Raw genomic sequence first — 26,085 nt, forward strand, 5'->3', positions numbered from 1 at the left:
AGGCTAGTTGGTCCCCCTGACCTTTTTGTACATTGAACGTCTATCGTGAGAGCTCTTACATCTGGAATACAAGGTTTTCAGAGCGGCTATGTTCTTGTCCGTCCGTTCCTCGATATTCTGTAAAATCAAAATCCGTTCGCCGTCGTCCGCATTGATTTTCCCGTTGGTCAAAAGCGCTTCCACCGATTCCATATTTTGGTTGTTGGCCTCAATGATGTCCGAAACAATGTCCAATGCCTTATCAAAGGTTTCATTGGAAAGGTCCAGCTTTGAAATGTTCCTCCCGGTTTCAGAGGCCAGCTTGATCAACTCAAACTCTTTATCGATGACACCTTTAATCGATTTTAAGGTGCGAACCGCTGACGAAACTTCCTTATAAATGTTCACCCCCTCTTTGACCGTATTGAAGGTCTTTACAAGGGTTGTCGATTGTGCCAAAGCTTCGGTAAGCTGTTTGGTCATGGTAACGTTTTGGGCCGTGGTCTGTGCCTCCAGAACCGGAGCTTCTACCACAAGCTGCGCACTGGCCAGAAAAGGCAATGCCAGGGCAAGCATTAGTTTAAACTTTCTCATATTCCTCAGATTTTATATGTTCAATAATTGTTTCTTCCATATCGCCGATTTGCTCATACCTGGACTGTAAAGCAGCCCATATTTCACCCGTGGTCTGGAACGCTAAAAATTTCTCCCTAGAAAATTCATTGCGGATAATGGTGGCATAGTTCTCATTGAAGCGCACGAATTTTTCTGAGTATGGCCGATCGGCCGTAAAGTTGTTCGATACCGATTTCATCATTTGGATGTGCTCGTTGTTTTTGAGCTTATGGCGCTCAATGATGGCATCGTAAACCTGTTCGTTACCCTCCAAAACGCCCAGTATCTGCATGTTCCCGATTATCGAATCGGTGTACTGGTTATTTTTTGGCATCTGTGTGGGCGTTTGGAAAATGAGGCCTACCGCGCCGTTTTCCTTCCTGATGCTGGCGGTGATCAATGAAATGGTACTCATGATGTCGATACCGCTGTAATTGTCCTTCAGTTCGCTTCCCAAAGCCATTTCGTCAAATATGAAGTAGCCCCTTTTGGTCTTGTCCTTCAATATTTTTTCATTGATGGCATCAAATAGAATGGTCATGATCACCGATACCAGAAAGGGGTTGTTTTTAATCTCGTTCAACTCAAAGACGATAGCTGATTTTAGGCCAATGCTTTCGTTGATTTCGCTATTGGACGATACCACGTTGTGGTATATCCCTCCTTCCAAAAACTCGGAGCAGACCACCTTAAAGGAGTTGATGTCGAAATATTCTTCAGGGAAATCCTTGCGTTCGCAAATAGCCCTGAAATTTTGGACTACATGGTTGTAATAGCTAATAAAATGGTGGTCTCTTTTAACTTGCTCATAGTAATCCTGAAGGGTTTTTGTAATGGCCACGGCCTTTTTGGCCTCTCTTTTGATTTCAGCCGGCAATCTCCAAAACTTCATGACCACGGCCGTTAAGCTGAACAGCTTTTCGTTGGTAAGTTTTCGACCCTCCAGATTAAAGGGGTTGATGCCCAAGGCTGTATTCGAGTTTACCTTAATATGCTTGCTTTCCTTTGGATAAAGCTTGGTCAACTGTTCAAAGGAACTTCCAAATTCCGCAATGACCAGTGTAACCCCGTCCTCTAAAAATTGATAAGCCATATTCAGGACGTCCGCACTTTTTCCGCTTCCGGTTGGTGCGTATATGATAAAATTCCGTGCATTGATACGTTTGTTCTTTCGGTCCCACCAATCCAATCGGTACGGAACCTGTAACAATCTATCCTGAACCACAATACCCTCTTCATCATCGGAATAATAGGAGTAGTTCGTTAGCATGCAACAAGCGTTCTGGAGAGTATTGAGAAACAGATAATCCTTGTGGAGCTTTGATTGCCTGCCCACGATTGTAGAAAGAAAAATGTTCTCCAGCCCTTCGTAGGACGGTATGTAGTAACTGATTTCCTTGTCGTCAAATATCCCCTTTATGGCATCACTCCGTTTCCGGAGTTCATCAGTGTCCTCGTGCCAGGCTATGATGTTGAAGTGGCTTTTACAAAGCGTAACATTATTGTCCAATAACTCTTTTTCCACTTCTTTCAAGCGGGTAAACTCACGCTTCAGGGCCGTAGAAAAGGATTGGCTTTTCTCGTATTGCTCGACGCGCATTTCAAGCTCGTCCTTCAATTGTTTGTGCCCAGGGAAATACAATACCTGATTATAAATATGGTTGAAAGGAAGATGCACCCCGAAATCATCCATCAAACCTTTGTACAGTTTCAGATTTTCAACATTGATGGTCGTGTCATCTGAAACATTGGTTATGGTGTCGGGCAAATAGGAAGAATCGCTAATCGAGAAAATGGAATAGTGGTTATCGCCGATATGCAGTTTATTGTCAAAGACCAAATCCCTTAGCCCTTGGTCGCTTTGGAAACCATTGACATAGTTCAAAAAGAAATAGCGCAATTCGTTTTCCTCCAGCGCGGTAATCGTGGTATTGTAAAGTTTGTTCAGAATCCCCACGGAGCTTTTTACCTTGTCAAAGAATCGTGATAACCGTTCCTTGTCCTTTTTGGTCAACTTCTCGGTGTACTTCAGCGGATTTGCAACATAACTTTCCTTCAGCGAGGCCAATTCGGTAATGGTAAAGGAAAGCAGACAATAATGTTTGATTCCCTCTCTTCCATCGAAGTGTCTGGATTCGGCTTCCGTTAAAAACGTGTTTCTGAAGTAGTGTTTTGAACTGGAATACGTCTCTTCCAAGACAATATCCTGTTTTTGGACATAGATACCATCATCGATATTCCTGAATGAGCGTACAAAGGATTCGTGTCGAAGGTCCAGTTTCACCATATCCAATGAATAAGGCTCGGGGTTCGTTACAAGAAAACACGCCCCTACGCTTCCATCCTTTGATAAAAAGAGGTTTCCGCTGAACCCTAAAATTGAATATGCGCTACTGCTTTTAATCATATCTGGTTGAGTATATCCTTATTGGACAAAACGGATCGCTTTGTTCCAAATCTATATTTGGTCTGGTTCGATAGCTTCTTGAACTGTTTCCTCATAAAGAGTATCGCCGTCAACGAAATACCCATTGCCACAAAATAGGTGGTAAGCCCTGTGGCCGTTGGATTTCCCAGAGCAAAAAGGGCCCAAATAAAGAATACCAGGGCAAATGCAATTTGTAGCACAAAAAGCAAATAGTAATAGTTGGGTTTAAACCCTTGTATCCTTGGTTCCCGCTCCAAGTTTTTGTTGACCTCGAAAGACTTCATGGTTTATATATTAACCGAAATTCTCCCTCCGATAATGACCACAGCCGCTATAACTCCAGCGAACAAAGCAGCGTATAGCAAAATGATTCCTGCATTGATCAAACCTTCTTTTCGGGTATTCCTATTGTTGACTTCTTCCCAGTTTCGAGTCAATCCAATAATGGCCCCGATTAGCAGAATCAGCAACACAACGGGAATCAAGTAATCATTGATGGCCTGGTTGATGGTTCCCCTAAAGTCCTGAGCTTGCATTGCAGTTGTGGATAGTCCCAATACTGCGGTTAACAAGGCGGTTTTCGATAATTTCTGATTTGTTTTCATTGTATAGTTTAAAGGTTAATATAGATTCTTGATCGTATTGATAATCTCATTATAATTCGCTTCAATATCGGATTCGCTTACACTTCTCACGATGGGCAATTCCAATTCTTCAGGGAATTGCATCATATCGAGTTTTAAATGAAACTCGTTGTAATTGGAGTTACTGCCGTAACCCACAAACTCCCCTGCCGGCAAGTGTTTGAAAAACGAGGTTTCATATTTGGCAACTTTGTCCACCCTTTGGGAGTGTCCGGAACTGCTACTGTGTGTACCCGATGACCTGCTGTATGTCTTTTTGACTTCATCAATCTTGTCGAATTGTTGCACGTATCGTTTTTGGGCGACCGTATCCCCGGTCCTGCCAAAGAACACATTCGCGAAGTTGCTTTCCATGGAACTAAGAGCCTTCTCCCCATAAAGTGCGCTGATTTTGCTTTGCGATTGGGTGATAAAGACAAACGCACACAAATACTCCCGGAGTTCTGAGGGCATTTCCTCAAAATTGTCGATCTTGAAGGTGGTCGCTTCATCCATGAAATAGACAAAAGGAATCTTGTTGCTCATGGTGAACCTTCTACTGGAAATTTTAACGAGCATTCCCATGATAGGCCCGAGTATATTTCGCAAGGCATAATTATTGGAAATCGCAAAGAGTTTAGGATCCTCCGGGTCCAGTAAATTGAAATCAAAATCATTGCCCGAAAGCACGTAACAGATGTTCTTGTTATAGGCCAATTTTCCTATATAGTTGGTCAAAGAGCTCTTGTACCCTGAAAGCTGTTTCGGACTATCTTTTGAATCCAAGAAAGCACCGGCCAATGATTTAGCCTGGGCATCCTTTTCCAAAAAGGATATCAGGTGTTTATTGGAATTGTGGAGCGCAAAATTTGATATGTGTGGCCAGGTACAGTATTGAGGATAATCCTTTCTAAACCGTATCATCAGGCCTTGTAACAGCCCAAGTCCACCAAGCCCCCAATCGTTCAATTTTTGACCTTCTGGCAAATAGGCACGGATCAGGTCTTCGCCCAACTGTGGCAAATCATCGGATGAAGGTATCGCGGCCACCGATAACGGATTGAACCGATAGGTTCTTGACATATCGGTAAAGTTCACGTAATAGAAAGAGCCACCGTAACCGGTTTCCTTGATGAAGTGATATGCTGCCTTGGTATAATCAAACTCCTTCAGGTCGTAAATCATTCCTGCGAATTTGTTTTCCACAAAACCTTTTAGCAACGGTTTCCCAATACTTTTTGTCTTACCGGTGTTCGCTCCAGCGTACACCAAAAAGTTATTGAATGGATCCATGAACTTAATATTACGTCCGTTCTGGACCGATAATTCAATAGGGGTGAAGTTGTATGATTTTTTTACGGATTTCTTATCCTTTGAAGTAAAGACAATCAAAGCCCCGATGACTAGGGCCAAGCTATATGAGGGTGCGCCATATTTGACCAAGAACGGTTCAAATTCAATGGATAAATACGGTTTCCCGTAATATCCAATGGCATAAATTACTAGCATATAGAGAAGGCAGCCGATTACAAAGGACATTCCCCTGTTCTTGGTAAATCGGACCATAAGAATGATAAGGCCAATAAAGAAAAGGCCTCCCACAATCAATATGTAATATAAGTTCTCCATTTATCCAGCCATCTCTTTGGCCAATAGTATTTCTTTTACTTTTTGTTTCAACTCCATTATAGCGGCGGCCTTTGGATTGGACACCAGCGCCAAGGCTTTTCTTTCTGCTATGGCGGCATCACCCAATGTTTTTCCTATGGCGACCCCTTTAGCCTTGTTCAGCGGCTTTTGGCTCAATCTAGCAATAAGCTGCTTACTCTGCGGAGAAACATTTTTGTACGTTGTTCCCTTGTATTGGTCAAACTCTTTCGGCTTATATCCAAACTTTTCATTGAATAGGCTGGAGCTGTCCGTTTTAAATTTTTCCTGATGAAAACCGACATGGACTTTCTCATCGTTCAATTGGTGCTTCTCACTTTTCCCTGTTCCTTTGGCGTTAGGGCTCAATTGCATTCCCCTGGCTTTGCTGATAATCTTGGAATCGGATACCAAAGGATTCCCTTTCTCGTCAACGACTTTTTTCCCTTTGTACCATTTGGATTTTGTGTTTCTTGAAATTACAACGTGAACATGATAGTTCCAGCCTCCTTTTTCGGTCCCCTGTAAAATGATGTTTCCTTTTTCGGTTTGGATGCTGCCGTTATCGTCCCTTAGATACTGAGATTCCAAATCTTTGATGGCCCGTTTGTTGAGAATTATTTTCGCTGGGTTGTTACTGCTCTCGTTTTGTCTCAGTTTTTTGTCAATCTTCTTTTTGATGGCCAGGTTATGCTTTACGTTTTTGTCCCAAATACTGTATTCCCTTTTGGATTCCACCTTGGCCACATAATTCAAATCCTTCGCCTCCAGTATGATCTCGTTGCCCTCTTTATCCTTTCTGGAGAAGGTATTGGCATAGAGCTCCATCGCATCATTGGTATAATCTTTTAGATACTGCCGAAACTGTAGATTTTCTTCAGGGGAGAGCTCTTCGATAATATTGGTTCTGCCGTTGCTGGCCATTTCAACCAAATGTTTCTGCTCTTCCCAAGAGGGGTTGAAACTGAGCATATAAAATTTGGTGTCCCTGACCGATAATCGATGATTATTTCCATCTATGATTTGCACCGCCTTATTGTCCAATATATCATCTTGGTCCAAGTTGAAAAAACCATCATAATCCATGTCATCCCTTTCCAAATCCTTGTTTTCTTTGGATAGGTACTCTATCAGGTTAAAGGAACTCCCCTTGTTGTTCCCGCCCGTCAATTTCAATGGCTTATGTACTTTTACGAACAATTATCTATTTTTAATAAGGTTAGAAATTGTATCTAGATTTCGGTCCAGAATGTTCTTTTTGATTTTGTACTCGTCTTTCTGTAATTGAATGCTTTTGGCATTATCACGTAATTCCTTCACTGCTTTTAAAATGGCATCGAGAAAATCCAAATTGGGTTTTAAGGTTTCCGTTTTCGAATCATTATTACCTGTGGTTAATATCTCCTCGATACGATTTTCCAATCGGGAATTTTCCTCCTGTAATGTCTCGATGGTTTCCACCAATTCTTCCACTTCTTTAGATGAAAAAATCTCTCCCTGGGCAACCGTTTGATTATCGGATTCTGAAACCCTGACCAAAATATCCTCCAGCATCCCCATGATTTTCGATAGCTTTTTGGTCTCGATATTCCGTATGATTTTCACCACTCTTTCCGTTGCCTTTTTGGTAACGGTCATTGGAGAGGAATCAATTTCGTTGGGTTTGATACCGGTAGATTCGAAGTAGTCCAAAAATTGGGAAAGTACATCATCATATGATGTTCCCCTGCTCTTGAATTTATCTACACGTTCTTTGGTTTCAGGGTAGATTTTAATAGTTTGGAGAGACATTTTTCATTTTTATAGAGTGTTAAGATAAATGTAAAATTTCTCCTTATTTTCTCCCTAACTTTAACAATAAAATCGTTGAAATACATAGCTTAAGCGTGGTCTTTCTCCCTAATTTCTACCAAAATATAGGAAGTTTTATTTATAACATACTGTAAATCATTATTATATCAGGCCTTGCCTGATTACTGCTTGCTCTTCCTATATTCTGTTGCGAAGCAACACAAATAGTCATTTCAAATATCCTCGATATTTGCTTTAGGCTACAACGGTTGAACTTGCTTCAAAAGTTCAGAAATGATGAACGCTCCAACGCTGTTTTTTCTTAACGCTTATCTGCCTGAACGCTAAAAAAACAGCGTCGGTTCCAGCGAGTAGGTTTGTTCATCTTCAAGGTCGCAAGACGACCTTAAGTAAGATTTTTGGGGCAAAAAAATTCGGTTGAAAATCATTACGTGCGTTTCACCGATTTGTAGGAAAATTACTTGGTCAAAATTTTGGTTGTTCTTAGTTTGCAAACTACTGAAAAACGATTTGAAGAAAATACAGCTTGCCATCCCGTAACCGGAAAAACTCATTTCAAATATGAATGGATTCATTCACCCCGGGTCAGATGTCGGGGGCGGGCTGTATTAGTTTTTGTTTTTCTTTTTGTCCAGCAGATAAGTGAGGGCGGAAATGGTCAAATCCAATTCACGCTTTTTCGTAAATGAAAAACAACTTAGCGATTTGCGCTGAAGTTTCAGCTTCTCGCTTAAAGCGCTCATGGATTCCGGATTGAACATTTCTCTGGATTCCAATTTGGAGCGGACCTGTTTCACAACATCCATATTTATTTTGGATCGGGCCATTTGATTATTAACGCCTATCACAATTGGAATCTTATAAATCAACCAATCAATATTGTTGGTTTTTCGATAAAACGCACAATTTAGAAAACGTGTACAAGTCCTATTTTCAGTAAAAAAACAGGGTTTATTTATTGGAACAACCACGGACGGCCGATAGAAAAAATCAATTGAAAAGCGACATATTGACACTTTTTCTAGGTTTTGCGGATGCTTTTTGACCTTTCATCCTAAATATTGTGAAACAATACAAAAATGATTGAAAAATGGGCGAAATTCTTGTTATGAACAAGAATTATGACCTTTTTGAAACCTTAATTAAACTAAAATTATTATTTAAAATTATTTCTTTTTTCAATTAAAGGAATTACAGATTAAATTAAGGAATCGCGAATATATAGTGTTTTCAGGGGCTTTAAGAGGTTTATTGGAACAATGGCGGATGGATAATGGAACGGTCACGGACATTTATTGGAACAACCACGTTTTTATTGGAACAATGACGGACGGGTTATTGGAACAACCGCGGATGAAGTTTTTAACAGCACTATGCCCATTATCAATAATCGCATTGGACTTATTAACAATTTTTATTGGAACAACCACGGATGGAATTATTGGAACTTTCACGGATATTGCTACATTTGATTTATTGGAACTTTCACGGACACCCTGTTTATGAGCGCTAAGATACAACGAGTTGACATTTCTACCTTACCGAAAACGGTTCAACAGCCATATGTGCTAACCGAAAGTTTTGATTTTAATATCCATGAAGCCCGTATCCTAATCCGTGTTCTACAGCAGATTAAAAAACACCAGTTTATCCAAATGGGAACACAAATCGATATGGACAATAACGTGGTGATGCGATTCCGACCTAAGGATTTGACTGTTGGAAATGATTTGAAGCTCGTGTACCAGTCATTGAGTACCATCAGAAAAAAGGAAATCGTGGTTAAAGGAACAACCACGGACGAAGGACAGGAGGTTGAAACCAGAACGATTACGGGGATTATCAATGAGGCAACCTACAGCACAAACAACAGCTTTGTCGATTTAAAGATAAATGCGGATTGGTATAAGGTGCTTGTGGATTTATCTAAGGGCTATACGCCCTATCTATCGAATGTAGGTTTTCAAACCGGCAACAAACATCACCTGGTCATCTATCAATACATATGCCAATGGTATAAAAAAGGGGAGATTGAGGGCAGAACCCTCACTGAAGCCCAAGTAAGGGAAAATTTTAAGATTGGCGACAAATACAATGATTTGAGAAAAATCGTTACAAGGGTAATTGAACCGTGCAAAAATGAGCTAGACAAGTTTGCTGATAAAAGTTTCAATTACACGCTTGTTAGGGCAAACCCAAAAGCTACCAGGGGAAGGGGCGCTAAAATTGTAAAAATCATTTTCAAATTTTACGAAACGGAAACGGAAAGTGTCAACTCGACTTACGAACCAAAACGAGCGGCCAAAAAAATCAGTGAGTTCAGGAAAATATACGAATTCGATGATACCCAGGAACAACAATTGGGCGGACTAGCAAAAAGATATGACCTATCCTATCTGTCTGCACTTGAATATGAGAACCGACCCTATCTGCTAAAACAGGAAAATTTTATTGAAGCATTTCATAAGCTTATAGTACAGAGAAGCTCCGCGTAAACCAGCAAAACTGGCGTCCGCCATTGTTCCAATAGCGAAAACCCATATGAAGAAAGGTCAAAAAAGCAAGACGCATTAAATCAAAAATCACTATATTTGAAGTGAAAGAAGCAAACGCAAGTTTGTATCGAAAAACGGAGTGGCCACTAGGTCATTCCGTTTTTTCTTAGAACGTATCCGAAACGGGTTCGTTCTTTCCTTTTTGGAAGCTCCCGAGGTATCTTCCCTTCTCCCCTTTTACGTATTCATAGATATTGAAATAGCTCCAGTTCGGAAAATCCGAATGAAGGAATCTCGTAAACTTTTTTAATCGGTTGACATTGTTGTACCGGAGAAAACGGCAATCCCTGCAATCCGTATCGATTCTCCTTTTGGAATCTACGTTTGATTGACAAACGGGACACATGACCTTCACAATCGCTCTGTACCTAATGTATGCCATTTTTAGAGTTTGGTGGTGTATTTGTACTCTGATTTGGAGAAAACCCGATCTGAGGAATGTAAACGAAAATATTTTCCATCATCAAATATGACCTCGCCTAATTCTTCAGCTTTTTCACTGGTTCCATCTTTCCGGAATACTTCAACCACAATTCAATTTACTTTTTTCTTCTCTCACGGCTCTCCCTGATCATCTTGGAAAATTCATCTTCTGGAATTCCTACCGGCATTAGAACATGGTACCACAAACAATTGAAATTGTAGCGTAATATCCGAAACCATCTTGGAGGTTTCTGTTTTGTTATTTTCCTTTGAACTGTATCCATGCTAAAGTGTTCTTTTGTTCTCAAAGAGATGGCCCCGTATAACAGCTACCCTTCCACTAGGCCTAGTCGCAACTCTCCCCAGTATTATAATATCCTGACCCCCCTGCACGACACTGGTGCCAAGTCCCTCCGAGACAAATTCTGTGCCCGGGCGTGCATGTTGTTTCCAATAATTTCCTTTCTTCTTCTGTGTAATTTGGCTGATTCTCACTCATGATTTTGCTTTTAGATTTATATATGATTCTGTTACCGCTATTCTAAAATTACCAAAAGCAGGATTACGATAATTTCTATTTGAGTGCTTTAAAACAAACGCTTCTATGCAAATTGGTAAAATCACAAAACTAATTTAGAAATACCATAGCACCTATTGGGCCTAGTGACCTCATAGCTGCGAAAAGTGTCAATATAGCTCGGAGGCATTGAAAACATTGGCTTTCCGCTTTGACATCGTCCCAAAATTGAACAAAATGCCCAATTAAATTACCTAATTTAACGTGAATAATGTTTAAGCAGCCCATAAAGATAATTGGTTTGTTTGCACAGGGGTGATATTTAGAGACGGCTTTTTAGGGAAGAAGCAATATGCGGTAAGCCCTGCTATGAGGTTTACTAAGAACCCTTTAACAGAGCGGTGTCTTGTATGTTCAATTTTGCAGATGTTCTTGAGCTCATCATTGACGGATTCTACAAGAGCTCTTTTTCTCAGCAGTATAGCATCCACATCAGATAAATTCTGCTGCTTCATATTCTTTCTCACTTTTGTAATGAGCTGTATGCCGTCCTGGAAGAGCAGTTCTGCCAGAGCCTTGGATATGTAGCCCTTATCTCCAAAGAGCTTTCCAAAGACCTCCTTGGTCATGGCCGTCATTAGTTCAATGTTCCTGTCATCCACATTGCCTTTGGTAAGGTAGAAAGACAGAAGCTCGCCTTTATCATTAATAGGCCTAGTGACCTCATAGCTGCATAAAACGACAACTTAGCTCACAGGTACTGAAAACACTGGCACTTCTTATACAATGGTTACATCTCAAAAGTTGGCCAAAAGTCCAATTGGATTAACCAAACTACTATTCTGCAAATGCTTAAGAACATTCGTTTGTTTCGGGATTACACTACCATTTCATAGCTTTTGAATATAACTTGTGCCCAAACTGTTTTATGGACTATCTTTACGGAAATCAACCGATTATGTTTCTTTCCAAATTCCTAAAAGGCTCAATGTTTTAAGTATTCACTTAAAACATTGAAATCGTGAAATATACGAAACGATTTGAAAGGGCTTTTCGACTTACCCCTGAAGGACATATTGATTTTCCAAAGAAAATATCCAATGTTCGTTTATCAAGGATTGACAACTATCTTAAGATGGGTGGCTGTTGTTACTGTTTTCCCCACGGGATTGAAACGACCAACTCGAAGTATTCAAAACGTACCAGGAACTGGAAAAAACATAGGAGAAACCAATACAAGGGATAAATGGTGGTATCCATTTTTTGACGGCACCGCATATTATAATACCGGACTTTCTACTTGAAAAACCTCAAATAGCTTTCTGGACTTTGCAGGAACGACCTTGTAATAGTGTAATGTTCTGTCTCCTCCAAAGATACTTTGTTCATTCCTTTGTCGGTCACCTCATATATATTGGCTCCGGGATATGCCATAAGCATAGGTGAATGTGTAGCTATAATGAATTGGGACATATGGGATTTAAGATGTTCTTGGATAAAATAAAGCAAGGACAACTGTTTGGATGGTGACAAAGCGGCCTCCGGTTCATCCAATAGAAATATCCCGTTTCCATTTATAGTATCGTCCATTATCTTCAGGTAGGCCTCCCCATGAGAAAAACCTTGTAGATCCTGACCATAGTTCAATCGCATTCGATAAATCTGATAGTTTTGGTTGTCCTTCATTTCTTGGATGATATGGTCTGGAACTTCTCCATAAATATCCTTGAAGGATTCATGGAGCCTGGCATCCTCTCTGTCGATACTGTTCAAGAGGTCACCAAAGTCCTCTGCCCTGAAGAAAAATCCTCTGGGTTTTTCAATTTTCCAATCTAAATGCAGATATGGCGTCAACGAACGGGCTGCCTTGAAACAATTTTTACCATACCCAAATCCATCCATATGTGGTAATTGTAAACGAAGTGCCAATGTTTCGAGCAATGTGGACTTTCCGGTACCGTTATCACCTATAATAAAGGTAACAGGTGCGGATACATCAACGTCCTTTGCAAACTTTATTGCACTGACATCATAGGGAAACGGATGGGTTCTTTCTGTAGTTATGCTAAGTGATGTGAGGTAAGACATAGCCTTGTCTGAGATTAACTACTTGATTTTGACGAAAGTTCTTTTTCTACTCTATAAAAAGAGGTCTTACCGATTTTTGCCCGTTTGCAGGCCAAATCAATCGATACTCCTTGATTCCCGTACAGATGCTTGGCATAATGGTACTTTTCGATTGTTTCAATCTTCGACCCTTTGGGCCTGCCCAACAACTTGTTCCGCTTTCTTGCATTATCAAGCCCCACCTTTGTGCGTTCACTGATAAGGTTGCGTTCGAATTCCGCAACTGCCGCAAAAATCTGTAATAAAAATTTACCGTTGGCCGATGTGGTGTCGAATTCCGGTTCGCTCAAGCTTTTGAAATGTACCCCTGCCTCATTGAACCTATCAATAAGTTCAACCATATTTTTCAGCGAACGGAAAACCCTGTCGTTTTTATAGGTAAGGATAGTGTCCCCCTTTCGCATATATCTCAGCATTTCGTTCAATCCTTTTCTGTCGTCTCGGGTACCGCTTGCTATATCCTTATAAATTTTCTCACAACCAGCATTTTTTAACAGATCGATCTGTGCTTCAAGCTTTTGCTCGGGTGTCGATACCCTGGCATATCCTACTACCATTTTTAGTTCCGTAAAAGGTTATATAACGAAACTACTAAAAAGAACGATAAATGGAACTAGGATAAGATATTTTTTTAGGGCATTTCGGTTGTACCGAAAAACGGCCAATTTATGGAACGGTTCAATCATCAAAAGGACTTGTCACATTCAACAAAGTAGGTTCAGTAACTTGGGTATAAATCATGGTCGTCTTAATGGAATTGTGCCCTAAAAGTTTTTGGATGATTCTAATATCGGTACCATTTTCCAATAGGTGCGTTGCGTAACTGTGCCTCAAGGTATGCGCGGTGATGTTTTTATTTATTCTGGCCCTTTTGGCAGCAGCCTGGAGAAGCTTGTTGAAACTTGACGAAGAATACCTGTCTCCCTTTTGGCCTTCAAATAGGTATCGTTTGGGCGTATATTCTTTATAGTACTCACGAAGCATTGACAAGGTTTTTTCAGATAAGGGTACTATCCTGTCCTTGTTGCCCTTTCCTGATTTAATATGTATCACCATTCTGGATGAATCTATATCCTTGATTTCAAGTGCAATCAACTCGCCTACCCTTAAGCCTGCACTGTAGACCACGGCTATCATGCTCTTATGCTTGATGTTGTTGGCTTTTTCAATGATTTTAAGAACTTCCTTTCTTGCGATGACTACGGGAAGTCTGTCCGGTTTTCTACTTGGGAACAGAAATTCCAGGTTAATGTTTTGATCGAAAACCTCCCTGTAATACAGCTTCAAGGCCATTGCTATCTGTTTCTGATAGGAATAGGATACTTTCTTAGTGTGTACCATATGATAGAAGTACCTGTGAAGTTCGGTTTCATCAATCTTGTTCAGTGGCTTTTCGAAAAATTGAATGGCCATCTTTACGATTGAGGAATAACTCTCTATGGTATTCTTACTATACCGTTTAACCTCCAGTATTTTCACAAAATCAGGCAATGGCATAATAATGTGAAGATATCTATTTATGATGAAAAAGTACTATTTTTATTCCAAAATGGTATGGTTGTCCGGGATTGTTCGGATATCCAATAGTTGTGTGTCATGCGACCAAAAAACATAAAACTAACATAAATGAACAATATTATTGAAAGCCTAATAAGTATCAACGCAGATAAAATGTTCGTGATATTACTTGCAATTTTCTTTACTATCGAGCAATTATTAGAAAACGGCTCAGCAATTAAGAAAAATAGCATACACCTATTTCATAGTATTATTTTGCAGGCAGGTTATATAATTTTGAACATCCTGATTGCGTCTCTTTTTGTTTTTATATTTGACTGGGTTGCTGAAAATAATATTGGTTTACTCAACCAAATTGAATTACCATATATAATAAAAATTATTGTGGGAATTATAGCAATTGATTTTGTAGGTTACTGGGCGCATCGCCTTAATCATAAATGGCATCTGTTTTGGCGTTTGCACAGAGTCCATCACAGTGATACAAAAATGGATAGCTCGACCTCATTTAGAGCACATCCTTTTGATGTCATCTTGGATAATGCTTCGATTTTTGTAGCGGGAATTTTATTTGGTTTGGATATAAAAATAATTATTCTTCGTTGGATTCTTTACATGCCGTTGTTCGTAGCACATCATGTTAGTTTTGGTTTTCCGAACTGGGTTGACTCATTTTTCGGGAAAATATTTGTCACACCAAATTTTCATAAAGTACACCATCATCAAGACCAAGAATATACAGATTCCAATTACGGAAATATGTTTATTATTTGGGACAAACTTTTTGGAACCTTTAAAGAATTACCTGTAGACAAAATAAAATATGGATTGATTGAATTTGAAGGTTCTAAAAAACAGAGCTTTTGGTATTTATTGGTTAGTCCATTTATAAATATTAAACGACTTGATAAATAAAACACTGAATTAATTAAAAAGCACGAACACACAACAATGGCTATAAGTAATTGCTTGTTCTCGCCTACTTCTGAAAATCCTCGCGGATTTTCAGTTTGGTGTGTACTTGCAAAGTTAAGTGCTAAACCACGCAACTACTCATAGCCGAGACCGTCGATGGCCATATCCCTTCGGGAACGCAAAATCACGTACATTGCACGCTTCCCTTTTGCTTATCGCCATCGATGGGCTTTGTACATTACACCCCATACCTAAGGAAGTTTTCCCTAATTTTAAACTGGCACTGGAGCAAAAGGTACGGCCATCGACTACACTTATAACCTATGAGGCGTAATGATGGCTCCTGGTGAGGCACGCCTCACACGCCATAAACAAAGCCCATTGTATGCCATTTTGTTAAAAGGAATCTTTTAGAGCCGGATGAAATGAGATTATTTAGAAGAATTATAAAATGGATGGTAAAAACCATAGGTGTATTCTTAATCTTAATCATTTTATTGGGTTTGACACTTCGCCTTTTTGCCCCTGAGCCGCAGCCCCAAGGAAATTTAGTGGATATTGGAAATTGTAAGCTTCATGTAATCGCCGAAGGGCAAAAAAACGAAAATCCAACCGTTGTGATTGAAGGCGGAAGAGGGATGGCCGGAACATATTATCATTGGTTGAATGAAGGTCTTAAAGGTAGTACTAGAGTGGTGCGTTATGATAGAGCTGGTATCGGTTACAGCGATGTAAGTGGTACCCCCCGTCAGGCTGAAATAATTGCCAGGGAGTTGTACTCAGTTCTTGAGAAGGCTGGGGAATCACCACCATATCTTATGATAGGTCATTCTCTTGGAGGGCCATATATCAGAGTATTCACAGAGCTTTACCCAGATGAAGTGGTTGGAATGTTCTTGTTGGACTCGACTCATCCAGAGCGTACAGCTCGGATAACATCGATACCACGAAAGTCCTCTTTCAAATGGAAATCAGTGATTTGGACTTATAAGTTTCAAGGTCTTTTGGGAGATTTGGGCATCTTAATGCTTTATAATAAAATAATGGGTCCCCTAACCCAGTTGCAAATGAAGGGATTGCCTGATGAAATTAACAACAGAACAGATGACTTTCTAAATGGAGGAAAATTTATAAGAGCTTCGGGAAAAGAATTAGAACAATATCATAATACCCTAAGAAGAGCGGGCAAGAAAAATAATTTTGGTTCTTTACCTGTAAGGGTTTTTACCAAAGCTATTGGAGAAGTTCCAGAAGACACTTATCAAAAATATCTAAAAAGAGGAATCGACCTGAGAGATAATCAGATTAAGAGTATGGAAATGCAGGAAGATTTAACTTGTCTTTCAACAAATGGTAAATTGATTATTATGAAGGGAACTCATACAAGCATATTTACCGAAAAAGAAAATGCCGACATTATTTGCAAAGAAGTGCTTGAAGTACTGTCGGAATTGAAATAATAACGCCATACAACATGGGCTATAATTCATTGCTACCTTTTAACTAACTTCCACCCATAAATAAATAAACGGCTGGATTCCGTACTGAAAAATCCATCGGATTTTTCACGCAACGAAATCATAGCCGGACCGTTGTAGTGTCATAAAACGAACCTTTTTAGGAACATTACCTGTTTTCTTCATCTTTGCAACATTCCGGTTTTTAAATCGTCTCTTATCCTAGGAAAACAACGCAATGAAACTAAAACTATCTACAGCAACACTAATAATTTTTATAATTCTTGGAAAAACAAGTTGTCAAAGCCAAAACAATCTTGGCGACTTTATTGGTCACAAATGCGACTCTCTATTAACCAATGGAGAAATAAAATCGCTTTCCATAGGAGTAATCAAGAATGGTAAAATTTACAAATTCCACAAAGGTAAATTGACCAATGGACAAAGTCCGAACGACCAAACTCTTTATGAAATAGCATCTTTAACAAAAACCTTTACCGGTACGTTATTGGCGAAAGCGATTTTGGACAAAAAAGTTGGACTTGATGACGACATAAGAAAATATCTTCCGAAGGATTATCCAAATTTAGAATTTAACGGCCAACCGATAACATTTAGGAATTTGGTAACACACACAAGCGGTTTACCCAATATGTTTCCAAACCGACCTGAAATATTTGAAAAACCAAATTGGGACGAATTACCTTTCAAAATCAACGAATTACAGGCTGGATTTACAAAGGAGCAATTTTTGGCAGAGTTACACAAAGTAGAATTGGACACACTTGCTGGACATAAATTTAGCTACTCTAACGCTGGTGCAAATCTATTAGGGTATTGTCTTGAAAGAATATATCAAAAACCATATGAGGACTTAATCAAAAATTCTATCCTCCAACCGTTGAAAATGAACAATACTTACATTGGAATTTCAGAAGAAAACAAGCAATTTTTAGCTAAAGGGCTAAATACCAATGGAATCGAAATGCCACCTAGGGCTAAAAAAGAATTGCAAGCAGAGGGTGGAATAATTTCAAACCTTGATGATATGATAAAATATTTGCAATTTGAATTGCAAACGGACAATGAACTAGTTCAAACCTCACATCAGGAATTATGGAATGGCAAATACGGGAATTTTGAAAATGGGCTGTTTTGGCAGATATTCAAAAATGAAGATAAGCCAAAGAAAATTTTTCAGAATGGAGGTGCTTTCGGAACATCTAGTTGGTTGACAATTATTCCCGAAACGAAAACTGGAGTTTTTATCATAACAAATGTTTCGGGATCCGAAGTGCATCAAAAATTGAGTGCGTTGGCGGACAATATAATTAAGTATACGGATTAAAATTGTCTACAATAGCAATGAATAGTATTTAAAGTGTCAGCCCAGCCCATCAACTCACAAATTCTTTAATCTTTCAATTTAGTATCATAAAACCAAACTTTTTTTGGGAATTGTCTCTTTCCTTCCACTTAATTAGTTGACATCCCAATTTATACTCTAGAATATTTATAAGATTTACAGGGAATGTCAATTTAACAATAACTTATCTGACCACATTTAAGAGCAACCTTTCGGAGAATCAACATCTATTAACATATCTTTGAGTACAGTTTGCAAGTTTGAACAACATGAAAAAAATGTTTCTATTGTTTTTGGCAGTACCACTTTGGACAAGTTGTTCGGAAGATAACAATGGGATTGACTGTGAACTTTTTGACCCTGCCTATCCCTCCCTTTATCTAGAATTGGTCGATGCTGAGGATACCAATCTATTTGAAAATGGCACTTTAGACCCAGAAGACATACGAGTTGAAGGAGATTTTCCAAATGCAGGTTTCAGTTTCAATCCTCCCAGGGAATTTGCCGTCCCAGAGGCAGATATCAGAAAGTTGGACAATACCATCCAGCTCCTGATTCCGGACGAATCCAACTTTCATTACACTATATATCTCTCTGAAACCAATTCCATCCAGGTCAGTTTTTCCGCTGAGTTAACCCAAATTCCATGCAACCTGTCTTATTATTTACCTCTCGAGGGAACTTTTAACAGGTCAAATTTCGAACTTACCGAAGTTCCTCCGCTCCAGTTTTTGGGAGTAATCGAACTTCAATAGAATTCCATCTATTTAAGATTCCCATTTTTTCAACCTTTTACGGTACTAGCATTCGTGAAAAATTGCAGGTTCAATTTGACATAATAATTTCAGATTTCACGGTTTTTTCACGAGTTTTTTCACGAAATATTTTTGTAGTTTTTTGTTGCTCAAACAGTTATGTTCATCCGTGGTCAAAAATCGTACATGTTTTAAATTATTACTGTATTGATTTTAAATTAGCGGTAACAATTCTCGATTTTTCTTCGTACCTTAAAAAGGCGTTCTATTTTACATAAAACCACTTATATAACTTCATATCCCGCATACTTCCAGGCCTTTAGCTTTTTTGAGTGCCTTAGAAGGGCTTAAATTGGACCGAAATCTTACAGATCCGTACCCGATATCCCCTTTATGGGTTTCAATCCGTAACCGGAAATCTTTCGGTTTTCTTTAGCTCAAAAAAGCTTATTAATTTCCTCAAACACTTTTTCGAAATTGTCGAGTGTCGATGGTTTGAAGAATGATTTATCAACTCCCAACTGGCTCAATTTATGAGCTGGTCTATAATGGTTAAAGCGTTTTTTTCCAATCTGCTTATTGATTTGCTTTAAAACCGTATCCAGCTTTTCATCTAGATCGCCGAGCTTTACTTCATTATGCTCCCCCTTAAATGCCTCATTGAACAGATGTAAGTATTCCCCCTTATCGAACAGATCCTCAATGTCCGCTGTTTTCTTTCCATTGTCGGCAAACTCGTCGAAAAAACGTATGTTCTTTTCTTTAATAATCTTGGACATGATTAAGTCTTCAACCCTTTGCCTCCCCTTTTGGTCTGTAAACGTATCAAGCAGACAGGCCACATTTAAACTTTGTCCCCTTAATAATGAGATGAATGTTGAAACCTTGTCCAGTCCTCCAACTGGCACAATGGTTATTTTCTGATTCAAGAAAGCTCTTTTTTCCTCTTCAAGAATACTGGACATTATAGTTAAATAAATGAGGTCAGCTGGGCCCTCGACCAGTAGGTTATATTTGGAGATGAACAGATTTTGCGCAATGTCGTATCCCAGAGCGGCCTGAAGTGGAAATAAAGTGTTCGGGTCCTTTTCCTGGACCGAGTCAGAAATGATTGTCCCATTGTCCGTTTCAAAACAGGTCCTGACCCTGTTTAAATGTAAGGTGTCAATCATAAAAGGAGAATGGGTGGTATATATAATTTGGTATTTGCTCGAAAGGTCTTCTATGAACCTTAACAAATCGGCTTGGGCAGATGCATGGAGATTGAGGCCGGGTTCATCCAACAACAAAATGTAATCAGAATCAGAATCGGACTGAATTTTGCTAAACCATATTATAAACGAGAAAAACCAATTGAACCCTTTACTTCGTCTATCCAAGGGGAGGGTTATTTTGTGGCGTTGGCTTTTGACCCTAATATCAAGAACTTTCTCATTCTGTCCTTGGGCGTTTTTAATATTCTGAATTTTGAAATCTATATCCAGATTGCTGTTTGTAGACCAATATTTAAATATCTCGTTTGTGATTTTATTGGACGAAGCTTCCAACAAAGCAATGTATTTTTCGTACTCCGCTTCAGTTGCATTTAATATATCCTCAGGCTCGATTCTGGCCAGCTCAAAAAGGGCTTTCGATGTTTTATCTTTTTCATCTACAGGAGGGGCATTATGCAGCTTGTTAATGTTGATTTTTCCCCTCAATGGATAATAATCATCGAAATACCAAAACTTTGGGGTTTTTAAATCCAACCACCTGCACGCAACATAACCCGCCAAACTATTGTCAAAACCCTTAAAAGACTGTTTGGCGTATATTGCGATATCGGATTTAAAGTCATCAAGCCCGGTATCTCCTTCCAGTTCTTCCAGTTCAGCAATCTCGCTCCATTTTTCAATTTTATTTATAGCCTTCTTAGTAGCTTCTGAAAGCATATAAGATTCAAACATGTGGAAATAAAAATTCTCTTTTTTTACTTTAATTCCAGAAAAAGTTCTGGAAGAAGAATCGTATTTGTGCGTTACGCTAAATTCTTTGCCAACAAACGTTCCTTTTCCAATGTCGCCCTCAATTTCCTTTAATAATTCGTCCGGAATTTCATATTTGCATTCTATTATTTCACATTCCTCGCCACTATGCTGAAAATCAATTAGTTCATTTCTTGGGTAATCCTGCGTGGTGTTAAACTCAAAATCTTCATCATCATTGAAATACTTTGTTTTGGCTATTGCGGTCAGAAATGATGTTTTTCCTGATTCATTCATGCCTACCAATGTAGTTATGGTAGGTTCAATATCTACTGTCTGGGGCGTTTGGATGCTTTTAAATTTATTGACGATGACTTGCTTTAATCTAATCATGGGTTGGCTATTTTTTATATGGCCCTGGAAACAATGAGCAGGGCATAATTTTTAATTATTTCTAACTAATTCCTTTTTCTTCGTTTTTAAATCAATCCCTATTTTGAACTTACATCCTATATGGAGGACTTCCTCCTATTGTCTTCGGCACACAACATTTGGCAATTGCTATCTTCGGTTTTTCCTCCTTTCGACCATGGGTCGATATGATCGGCATGCATTTGGCTAAACTGAAAATGTTCTTTACATATCGGACAGATTCCTTTTTGTCTTTCATATGCTTGACGTTTTTGGTTGGCTGTAAACGAACGGATATTGAGATGTTTTTCCTTTCCGGTTAGGAGATATTGATATATGCCTTTTTTCTTCGTAACGTCATCATCCATCATCAAAGTGACAATCTGGCTTTCCAATTCCTTTGGGTCAAGATCCATGTCCTTGTGTTCATTATAAAGTTCTCCCCATTGTATTCCCTTCATTTCCCTCCTGTAGTTCGGAAAATTGGTTTTGACCCAATTGATCACCTCTTGAAAATATAGCCATAGCTTGTTTGCACTGGGGTCGTGCTGGTGATTTGCCATATAAACCTCTATATTTCCTTTTGAAATCCATTTTATGGCTGTCTCCAGATAGTCCTGACGTTTGGCGCTACCGGAAAGGTAATCTGCTGCCAGCCCATAGGCGGGGGAGGCACTTTTACTAAAATATCGTTTCGCGTCAGTAACCCAAGAGCCAGAATAGACCGCATTGAGCAACTCTTGGTCCGTCAACTCCATTCCTGCGATGTTAATCGTCCTGAACCATTGTAAGCGTTCACTGGGGGTTCCCGTACAGAAATAGACCATCAGCTTATAGTCCAAGAACTTTTCTTTTTCATCATCTTGGAGGTTGTGGAAATACTTCATCATGTATGAAAAGTCCCCATTGACATATTGGCATATAGATAAGGTTCTTTGTTGGCCATCAATGATTTCATAATTCCCATCATCCCTGACGGCCCAATACATCACATTAAGGGGAAATTCCTTGTTTACCGTGTCAATTACAGCGTCCCTTTCTTTTGGTCCATACACGAATTCACGCTGGTAGGGTGGTCTTATATCCAGCCTTCCCCCGAAACCGACAACGCCATCTTCCTCGTTATCGAAATAACCATTAGTGAGTTCTCGGATTGTTATTTCTTTTAATTCAATTTTCATTATTGGTCAAATGCGTTTTTATTCTTAATTAAAATACGTGCATATATTTTCTTACCATTAAGATAAGGATAACCATGATTAAACTCGTCAACCTTCGTCGTTACCATTTGGCCGATTAATTCAAATTGGTCGGGATTGTGCTTGCTCATAAAAGTTATGGGCACGCCCATTATTCCTTTAAAATCCATGGGTATTTCCTTGGTTTTATCAACATTAATGGCATCATAATTATCATATTTAGGGTAATCATCCTCATTCCCATTATATTTTTTAAAAAGTATCATGTCTTCATGTCTCTTCTTTATCTCCAGGTTCGTATACCACACTACTCCTGAAACACGAATCATTCCCTCTTTATGATCGGTGTCCGTTGCATAATCTTCATAATATGGGTTGATGAAGTGAGCCATATTTCTTTTAAATCCATAGCCCAACCAAATTTTATTATCTTTTAGATATTTAAATATTTCCTTGTAGGTAATTGCATTTTGATGTCCAATTATTATAAATTTTTTGTTGTTTTCTATAAGTTGAGCAACATACTCACGGAACAATGAAAAAGGTGGGTTTGTAACTACAATATCAGCCTGCTTTAATAGTTCAATACTTTCCTTACTGCGAAAATCACCGTCTCCTTTTAGTAGTACAACCCCAATTTCTTCAATATCAGGAATGTTGTTCCCATTTTTGTCGCCTTCGTATTCCAAATAAATCGCCTGCTCAGAGTCATTTTGACTGAACAGCTCCATATTTGAACTTTTATAACAAGTGGTTATGAGCTTCTTAAGCCCCAAAGCTTCAAAGTTGTAGGAGAAATAATGAAAGAAGTTGCTTATTCGAGGGTCATCACAGTTACAATAGACAACCTTGCCTCTAAAATGTTCCTTATAATGTCTCAGCTCCCTCTCAATGTCTGGGAGCTGGGTATAAAATTCATCACGTTTATTCTTGCTAGCTTTATTAAGTGCTTGATTTTTATTTGGCATTTGATAGTTATCTTAAATTTTTCTCTCTTTCCTGATATGCTTTATAATCCTCTTCACTTAAGTTCCTGCGCATCCACTCCCCCATCCCAATATCGTTCTTTTCCATTACGTAACGCCTAAAGGAAAGAACGCCCTTGCACAGCTCAAAACCCTGTATTTCCATATCCTCACGCACATTTTCGGGCAATCCCTCAAGCCACTCATTAAAATCTTCTTCGGTCGGCTCAAGGTTCTCAGCCTGACGATGGTAGATATAAGCTGCATTACCAAAACGCAACAAACGGGCATGTTCCTCTCTTTCCTCTTCCGGAAGTTGCGCCAAGAGCTTTGCTTGGTTTTCCCGTTGTTTTTTATTGGGATGTTCCATAATTTCTATCTTTAATCAAAGGATGAGCTTGTTATTAGTAGCGTGTATCCGTACAAATTTTTTTCATCCAGTGTTTTCAGTATATTATTTGGGACTTCAAGTTTTTTAATGATTACATCGTCATAGATGAACATGTTATTGGCTGTTTGAAATGTTAGCTTCATATCATCTGGATATTGCTCCAACTCCTTTATCAATTCTGCTTTTGTCATATTTATTCTTTCTTGGAATTTCTATAAACCTCCCTCAGAACGATGTATGCAGGAACTACCCAAAGTAATCCAAACATAAGCTTCAGTATTCCTGAAACTTTGTTCTGGGTTCCAACTATGGCCATCACCACACTTCCCAAAAGCCCCACAAGCAAAACGACCAGGGCGATTCGGTTGTCTTTCCTTAATAGGAGGTTGTGGAGCTCCGTACGCTCTTTAACTCCCATCAGACTGTAAATCCTTCCCAAAATGCCTTTTATGGCCATACTATTTTCTTTGACCTCGATTATTATACTTATCGAGTAGGTTATATTTACTGCATATATGCTCTTCCAATTCTTTTCTGCCGAGTTCGACCGGCAATAAACTTACTTGCAATGATTTTTCAATCAAAAAATTAAGTTCACTCTCAATCTCGGGGTGGAAACTGACATAGGAGCTTGGTTTGCTCCAGTTTACATTTTCTTTAAAATGGTTGGTGCCAAAGCTCCGCCTTAATGAATGGTGTTTTGTGTTCCTAATATCGTTCATCCTTTTAGAGAGGCTTCCTGTTTCGCCAACATAACAAGGATTATTGTTCTCGAAAAAAACATACACTCCCGGAACATTCAGGTTCAATGACTTTGGCCAATCCTTATTGAGAGAAATTTTCTTCCTATTGTTTTGGGCAAACAATTGTTTTTCAAGCGACGATAAATATGCCATTACATCTATTTCCATTCATCAGGCTTTATACTCAGGATTGGGAACTTGTGATTTAAACTCGCTCCAGAGCGCTTTCCAGTTTTCATCTGAAATCTGAATCGGTTCCGGTGTGCCCGGCATCGTGTTCAGGAAAGCCCTCTCAAATGGCCATCCCTTTAAAAAATTGGTATAGGCGATTTCATCCTCAATGAAAATCTCAATCAGTTCTTTGTGGGTGAGCTCCATTTTCTGGTCAACCCTATTGTCTTTGTAAAATATCATGGTCATCTCTTTTTTTATTAATCGGGTAACTTTACGCTGTCATATTCGGGTCTGTAGACCATTTGATTATAGGATGGCTTTACGATTTCGTCCAAGGTCTTGACGAATCCACGGGTACGCATGGCGGCGAACACAAAAACCTGTGCATCCGGATAGGTTTCTTTCAATCGTCGCACACATGCCGTTGAAGTCCTTCCCAACGTAAACACGTCGTCTATTAATATAATCTTGTGTACAAATGCCTCTGGAGACGGAACAACATGCAAACTATCGTAGTGTGTGTTACAAGATGGCCGTTGGTCAGCACTGCTGAAATTACTTGACTTAGGCACTCTCTTGGTTCTTTCCAGCCAATGTTGTACGCTCCCTCCGAAACCTTCCCTGACCAAAAAATCCGCCAATATTCTAGTAGGCCATAGCCCGCCTTCCACCAAGGGGGCGCTCCTTGGGGCGGGAACCAAAATAGGCATATCGCTGAACATGGCTTTTATGGGGTGATCGGCTGGAAGCTGCTTCATATAATAAATCATTCGTAATATCATTTGGGCACTTCCTGATTTCAAATTTCCACAAATGCGCCTGGACAATGCAGCCTTGTCGTTTGTTCCCCTTGTAGAGAATTCAAGCATAGTGGCGAAATCGATATTAAAAGGCATCCTGGTCCTGAAATTTGGAAGTTAGGTATGGAATTTCATAAAAAACGTCCTCCATTTGTTCCCTTGCGAGTGGTACTGCCCCATAGTCAATCATTTCCTTTGCCCAACCAATTTTTGGATTGTTGGCCACATTTTCCAGGATATAGACCTCTCTGCCCAAACGAAGTGCCTCCCATCCTTGGTGCCGTGTTCCGCTGTTCTCGCTTGCCTCAATGATTATGGTTGCATCCGATATCAAGGCCATCGTGCGATTTCGAATAGGGAAATTTTTAGGTTGTGAGGGATACCCCTCTGGAAATTGGGATATTGCCAGATGGTCTTTTTTAATGGTCTCCAAAAGCCCCTCGTTTTCCTTTGGATAGGCCTTGTTCAAGGGCGTTCCCAAAACGGCAATGGTGCTCCCTCCTGTCTGGATGGCCGTCTCATGCGCAACGGTATCAATACCCTTGGCCAGACCACTTACCACGATAATATCGTGCTTGACCAGCTCCCTTGCCACGATCTTTGCCCTTGCCAAACCATCTTTGCTTGCCTTTCGGGATCCCACCACGGAAACCCTTCTTTTTTGGAACAACAATTCGGTATTCCCTGCGGTGTAAAGCTCT

Annotated in this window: 29 protein-coding genes and 1 pseudogene; 7 read left to right on the forward strand and 23 right to left on the reverse strand. The window is 39.4% G+C overall.

Annotation, left to right across the window (positions count from 1 at the left end):
* Positions 1–3 precede the first annotated feature (3 nt).
* The 8 genes from AACP56_RS17615 to AACP56_RS17650 all read right to left on the reverse strand — a co-directional run bounded on the left by AACP56_RS17615 (position 4) and on the right by AACP56_RS17650 (position 7,931).
* On the reverse strand, positions 4–573 hold the full coding sequence (locus tag AACP56_RS17615) for a hypothetical protein (protein WP_246905352.1): 570 nt from the start codon (positions 571–573) through the stop codon (positions 4–6).
* The gene (locus AACP56_RS17620) at positions 560–3,001 is read right to left on the reverse strand and encodes a TraG/VirB4 family ATPase (RefSeq protein WP_339338946.1); all 2,442 of its coding nucleotides are present in this window, start codon (positions 2,999–3,001) and stop codon (positions 560–562) included. Before AACP56_RS17620 ends, AACP56_RS17615 begins: the two co-directional genes overlap by 14 nt.
* The gene (locus AACP56_RS17625; protein WP_339338944.1) at positions 2,998–3,306 is read right to left on the reverse strand and encodes a hypothetical protein; all 309 of its coding nucleotides are present in this window, start codon (positions 3,304–3,306) and stop codon (positions 2,998–3,000) included. Before AACP56_RS17625 ends, AACP56_RS17620 begins: the two co-directional genes overlap by 4 nt.
* A gap of 3 nt (positions 3,307–3,309) precedes the next feature.
* Positions 3,310–3,627, reverse strand: a complete 318-nt coding sequence (locus AACP56_RS17630) for a hypothetical protein (RefSeq protein WP_339338942.1) — start codon at positions 3,625–3,627, stop codon at positions 3,310–3,312.
* Between the two features lie 15 nt (positions 3,628–3,642).
* Positions 3,643–5,274, reverse strand: a complete 1,632-nt coding sequence (locus AACP56_RS17635) for a type IV secretory system conjugative DNA transfer family protein (RefSeq protein WP_339338940.1) — start codon at positions 5,272–5,274, stop codon at positions 3,643–3,645.
* Complete coding sequence (locus AACP56_RS17640) at positions 5,275–6,492, reverse strand: DUF5712 family protein (RefSeq protein ID WP_339338938.1); 1,218 nt, start codon at positions 6,490–6,492, stop codon at positions 5,275–5,277.
* Entirely contained in the window at positions 6,493–7,083 is a 591-nt protein-coding gene (locus AACP56_RS17645; protein WP_339338936.1) for a BfmA/BtgA family mobilization protein, read from the reverse strand.
* Between the two features lie 629 nt (positions 7,084–7,712).
* Positions 7,713–7,931, reverse strand: coding sequence for a hypothetical protein (locus AACP56_RS17650; RefSeq protein WP_339338934.1), 219 nt, complete (start codon positions 7,929–7,931; stop codon positions 7,713–7,715).
* 439 nt (positions 7,932–8,370) lie between these two features.
* Here AACP56_RS17650 and AACP56_RS17655 point away from each other — a divergent pair, with 439 nt between their 5' ends.
* Entirely contained in the window at positions 8,371–8,610 is a 240-nt protein-coding gene (locus AACP56_RS17655) for a hypothetical protein (RefSeq protein WP_339338932.1), read from the forward strand.
* Positions 8,607–9,599 (forward strand): replication initiation protein, encoded by a 993-nt coding sequence (locus AACP56_RS17660; protein WP_339338930.1) that lies wholly within the window; start codon positions 8,607–8,609, stop codon positions 9,597–9,599. The genes AACP56_RS17655 and AACP56_RS17660 overlap by 4 nt, the downstream gene beginning before the upstream one ends.
* Positions 9,600–10,043: 444 nt before the next feature.
* Here AACP56_RS17660 and AACP56_RS17665 read toward each other — a convergent pair whose 3' ends face one another.
* The gene (locus AACP56_RS17665; RefSeq protein WP_339338928.1) at positions 10,044–10,190 is read right to left on the reverse strand and encodes a hypothetical protein; all 147 of its coding nucleotides are present in this window, start codon (positions 10,188–10,190) and stop codon (positions 10,044–10,046) included.
* Between the two features lie 684 nt (positions 10,191–10,874).
* Positions 10,875–11,309, reverse strand: a pseudogene (locus AACP56_RS17670) (IS982 family transposase); the annotation flags it as partial.
* 390 nt (positions 11,310–11,699) lie between these two features.
* Here AACP56_RS17670 and AACP56_RS17675 point away from each other — a divergent pair.
* Entirely contained in the window at positions 11,700–11,903 is a 204-nt protein-coding gene (locus AACP56_RS17675; RefSeq protein WP_188669485.1) for a hypothetical protein, read from the forward strand.
* On the opposite strand, the gene AACP56_RS17680 is transcribed toward AACP56_RS17675, so the two are convergent.
* From AACP56_RS17680 to xerA, 3 genes are all read right to left on the reverse strand, one after another.
* A complete protein-coding gene (locus tag AACP56_RS17680; RefSeq protein WP_094998672.1) occupies positions 11,896–12,687 on the reverse strand; it encodes an AAA family ATPase in 792 nt (263 codons plus the stop codon). The two genes, AACP56_RS17675 and AACP56_RS17680, sit on opposite strands and share 8 nt — an antisense overlap.
* Positions 12,688–12,701: 14 nt before the next feature.
* Positions 12,702–13,283: a recombinase family protein gene (locus tag AACP56_RS17685; RefSeq protein WP_094998671.1), complete on the reverse strand. Its 582-nt coding sequence runs from the start codon at positions 13,281–13,283 to the stop codon at positions 12,702–12,704.
* A 121-nt stretch (positions 13,284–13,404) separates the two neighbouring features.
* Complete coding sequence (gene xerA / locus AACP56_RS17690; RefSeq protein WP_158259092.1) at positions 13,405–14,205, reverse strand: site-specific tyrosine recombinase/integron integrase; 801 nt, start codon at positions 14,203–14,205, stop codon at positions 13,405–13,407.
* A 147-nt stretch (positions 14,206–14,352) separates the two neighbouring features.
* Between xerA and AACP56_RS17695 the strand changes: the two genes are divergently transcribed.
* The 4 genes from AACP56_RS17695 (at position 14,353) to AACP56_RS17710 (ending at position 18,737) form a co-directional block, all read left to right on the forward strand.
* A complete protein-coding gene (locus tag AACP56_RS17695) occupies positions 14,353–15,159 on the forward strand; it encodes a sterol desaturase family protein (protein WP_339145034.1) in 807 nt (268 codons plus the stop codon).
* A gap of 425 nt (positions 15,160–15,584) precedes the next feature.
* On the forward strand, positions 15,585–16,619 hold the full coding sequence (locus AACP56_RS17700) for an alpha/beta fold hydrolase (RefSeq protein ID WP_339338926.1): 1,035 nt from the start codon (positions 15,585–15,587) through the stop codon (positions 16,617–16,619).
* Between the two features lie 235 nt (positions 16,620–16,854).
* Entirely contained in the window at positions 16,855–17,964 is a 1,110-nt protein-coding gene (locus AACP56_RS17705) for a serine hydrolase domain-containing protein (RefSeq protein ID WP_339338924.1), read from the forward strand.
* 287 nt (positions 17,965–18,251) lie between these two features.
* The gene (locus AACP56_RS17710) at positions 18,252–18,737 is read left to right on the forward strand and encodes a hypothetical protein (protein WP_339338922.1); all 486 of its coding nucleotides are present in this window, start codon (positions 18,252–18,254) and stop codon (positions 18,735–18,737) included.
* Positions 18,738–19,174: 437 nt separating this feature from the next.
* Here the strand turns inward: AACP56_RS17710 and AACP56_RS17715 are convergent, their stop codons facing one another.
* The 10 genes from AACP56_RS17715 to AACP56_RS17760 form a co-directional block, all read right to left on the reverse strand.
* The gene (locus tag AACP56_RS17715; RefSeq protein WP_339338920.1) at positions 19,175–21,094 is read right to left on the reverse strand and encodes an AAA family ATPase; all 1,920 of its coding nucleotides are present in this window, start codon (positions 21,092–21,094) and stop codon (positions 19,175–19,177) included.
* Between the two features lie 116 nt (positions 21,095–21,210).
* Positions 21,211–22,293 (reverse strand): HNH endonuclease family protein, encoded by a 1,083-nt coding sequence (locus tag AACP56_RS17720; RefSeq protein ID WP_339338918.1) that lies wholly within the window; start codon positions 22,291–22,293, stop codon positions 21,211–21,213.
* Positions 22,293–23,279 (reverse strand): adenine-specific methyltransferase EcoRI family protein, encoded by a 987-nt coding sequence (locus AACP56_RS17725; RefSeq protein WP_339338916.1) that lies wholly within the window; start codon positions 23,277–23,279, stop codon positions 22,293–22,295. The genes AACP56_RS17720 and AACP56_RS17725 overlap by 1 nt, the downstream gene beginning before the upstream one ends.
* A 7-nt stretch (positions 23,280–23,286) precedes the next feature.
* Entirely contained in the window at positions 23,287–23,646 is a 360-nt protein-coding gene (locus AACP56_RS17730) for a hypothetical protein (RefSeq protein WP_339338914.1), read from the reverse strand.
* An 11-nt stretch (positions 23,647–23,657) separates the two neighbouring features.
* Positions 23,658–23,858 (reverse strand): hypothetical protein, encoded by a 201-nt coding sequence (locus AACP56_RS17735; protein WP_339338912.1) that lies wholly within the window; start codon positions 23,856–23,858, stop codon positions 23,658–23,660.
* 2 nt (positions 23,859–23,860) lie between these two features.
* Complete coding sequence (locus AACP56_RS17740) at positions 23,861–24,124, reverse strand: hypothetical protein (RefSeq protein ID WP_339338910.1); 264 nt, start codon at positions 24,122–24,124, stop codon at positions 23,861–23,863.
* A gap of 1 nt (position 24,125) precedes the next feature.
* On the reverse strand, positions 24,126–24,578 hold the full coding sequence (locus tag AACP56_RS17745) for a GIY-YIG nuclease family protein (protein ID WP_339338908.1): 453 nt from the start codon (positions 24,576–24,578) through the stop codon (positions 24,126–24,128).
* A gap of 3 nt (positions 24,579–24,581) precedes the next feature.
* Entirely contained in the window at positions 24,582–24,824 is a 243-nt protein-coding gene (locus AACP56_RS17750; protein WP_339338906.1) for a hypothetical protein, read from the reverse strand.
* A gap of 17 nt (positions 24,825–24,841) precedes the next feature.
* A complete protein-coding gene (locus tag AACP56_RS17755; protein WP_339340017.1) occupies positions 24,842–25,480 on the reverse strand; it encodes a hypothetical protein in 639 nt (212 codons plus the stop codon).
* Positions 25,470–26,085, reverse strand: a 616-nt coding sequence (locus AACP56_RS17760; RefSeq protein ID WP_339340019.1) for a DNA-processing protein DprA, incomplete at its 5' end; no start/stop codon positions are given. The genes AACP56_RS17760 and AACP56_RS17755, both read right to left, overlap by 11 nt.

It is taken from the genome of Croceitalea sp. MTPC6 (assembly GCF_036985525.1).
In the GTDB taxonomy this organism is placed as follows: Bacteria; Bacteroidota; Bacteroidia; order Flavobacteriales; family Flavobacteriaceae; genus Croceitalea.

What these genes read in the sequence shown, in the direction of transcription:
- AACP56_RS17725 (WP_339338916.1), bottom strand. Translation starts at nt 23,279, where the DNA reads ATGCCAAATAAAAATCAAGCACTTAATAAAGCTAGCAAGAATAAACGT.
- AACP56_RS17635 (WP_339338940.1), bottom strand. Translation starts at nt 5,274, where the DNA reads ATGGAGAACTTATATTACATATTGATTGTGGGAGGCCTTTTCTTTATT.
- AACP56_RS17650 (WP_339338934.1), bottom strand. Translation starts at nt 7,931, where the DNA reads ATGGCCCGATCCAAAATAAATATGGATGTTGTGAAACAGGTCCGCTCC.
- AACP56_RS17740 (WP_339338910.1), bottom strand. Translation starts at nt 24,124, where the DNA reads ATGGCCATAAAAGGCATTTTGGGAAGGATTTACAGTCTGATGGGAGTT.
- AACP56_RS17655 (WP_339338932.1), top strand. Translation starts at nt 8,371, where the DNA reads ATGGATAATGGAACGGTCACGGACATTTATTGGAACAACCACGTTTTT.
- AACP56_RS17700 (WP_339338926.1), top strand. Translation starts at nt 15,585, where the DNA reads ATGAGATTATTTAGAAGAATTATAAAATGGATGGTAAAAACCATAGGT.
- AACP56_RS17710 (WP_339338922.1), top strand. Translation starts at nt 18,252, where the DNA reads ATGAAAAAAATGTTTCTATTGTTTTTGGCAGTACCACTTTGGACAAGT.
- AACP56_RS17720 (WP_339338918.1), bottom strand. Translation starts at nt 22,293, where the DNA reads ATGAAAATTGAATTAAAAGAAATAACAATCCGAGAACTCACTAATGGT.
- AACP56_RS17705 (WP_339338924.1), top strand. Translation starts at nt 16,855, where the DNA reads ATGAAACTAAAACTATCTACAGCAACACTAATAATTTTTATAATTCTT.
- AACP56_RS17750 (WP_339338906.1), bottom strand. Translation starts at nt 24,824, where the DNA reads ATGATATTTTACAAAGACAATAGGGTTGACCAGAAAATGGAGCTCACC.
- AACP56_RS17695 (WP_339145034.1), top strand. Translation starts at nt 14,353, where the DNA reads ATGAACAATATTATTGAAAGCCTAATAAGTATCAACGCAGATAAAATG.
- AACP56_RS17745 (WP_339338908.1), bottom strand. Translation starts at nt 24,578, where the DNA reads ATGGAAATAGATGTAATGGCATATTTATCGTCGCTTGAAAAACAATTG.
- AACP56_RS17675 (WP_188669485.1), top strand. Translation starts at nt 11,700, where the DNA reads ATGTTCGTTTATCAAGGATTGACAACTATCTTAAGATGGGTGGCTGTT.
- AACP56_RS17620 (WP_339338946.1), bottom strand. Translation starts at nt 3,001, where the DNA reads ATGATTAAAAGCAGTAGCGCATATTCAATTTTAGGGTTCAGCGGAAAC.
- AACP56_RS17755 (WP_339340017.1), bottom strand. Translation starts at nt 25,480, where the DNA reads ATGCCTTTTAATATCGATTTCGCCACTATGCTTGAATTCTCTACAAGG.
- AACP56_RS17660 (WP_339338930.1), top strand. Translation starts at nt 8,607, where the DNA reads ATGAGCGCTAAGATACAACGAGTTGACATTTCTACCTTACCGAAAACG.
- AACP56_RS17715 (WP_339338920.1), bottom strand. Translation starts at nt 21,094, where the DNA reads ATGATTAGATTAAAGCAAGTCATCGTCAATAAATTTAAAAGCATCCAA.
- AACP56_RS17680 (WP_094998672.1), bottom strand. Translation starts at nt 12,687, where the DNA reads ATGTCTTACCTCACATCACTTAGCATAACTACAGAAAGAACCCATCCG.
- AACP56_RS17615 (WP_246905352.1), bottom strand. Translation starts at nt 573, where the DNA reads ATGAGAAAGTTTAAACTAATGCTTGCCCTGGCATTGCCTTTTCTGGCC.
- AACP56_RS17730 (WP_339338914.1), bottom strand. Translation starts at nt 23,646, where the DNA reads ATGGAACATCCCAATAAAAAACAACGGGAAAACCAAGCAAAGCTCTTG.
- AACP56_RS17630 (WP_339338942.1), bottom strand. Translation starts at nt 3,627, where the DNA reads ATGAAAACAAATCAGAAATTATCGAAAACCGCCTTGTTAACCGCAGTA.
- AACP56_RS17685 (WP_094998671.1), bottom strand. Translation starts at nt 13,283, where the DNA reads ATGGTAGTAGGATATGCCAGGGTATCGACACCCGAGCAAAAGCTTGAA.
- AACP56_RS17735 (WP_339338912.1), bottom strand. Translation starts at nt 23,858, where the DNA reads ATGACAAAAGCAGAATTGATAAAGGAGTTGGAGCAATATCCAGATGAT.
- AACP56_RS17645 (WP_339338936.1), bottom strand. Translation starts at nt 7,083, where the DNA reads ATGTCTCTCCAAACTATTAAAATCTACCCTGAAACCAAAGAACGTGTA.
- AACP56_RS17625 (WP_339338944.1), bottom strand. Translation starts at nt 3,306, where the DNA reads ATGAAGTCTTTCGAGGTCAACAAAAACTTGGAGCGGGAACCAAGGATA.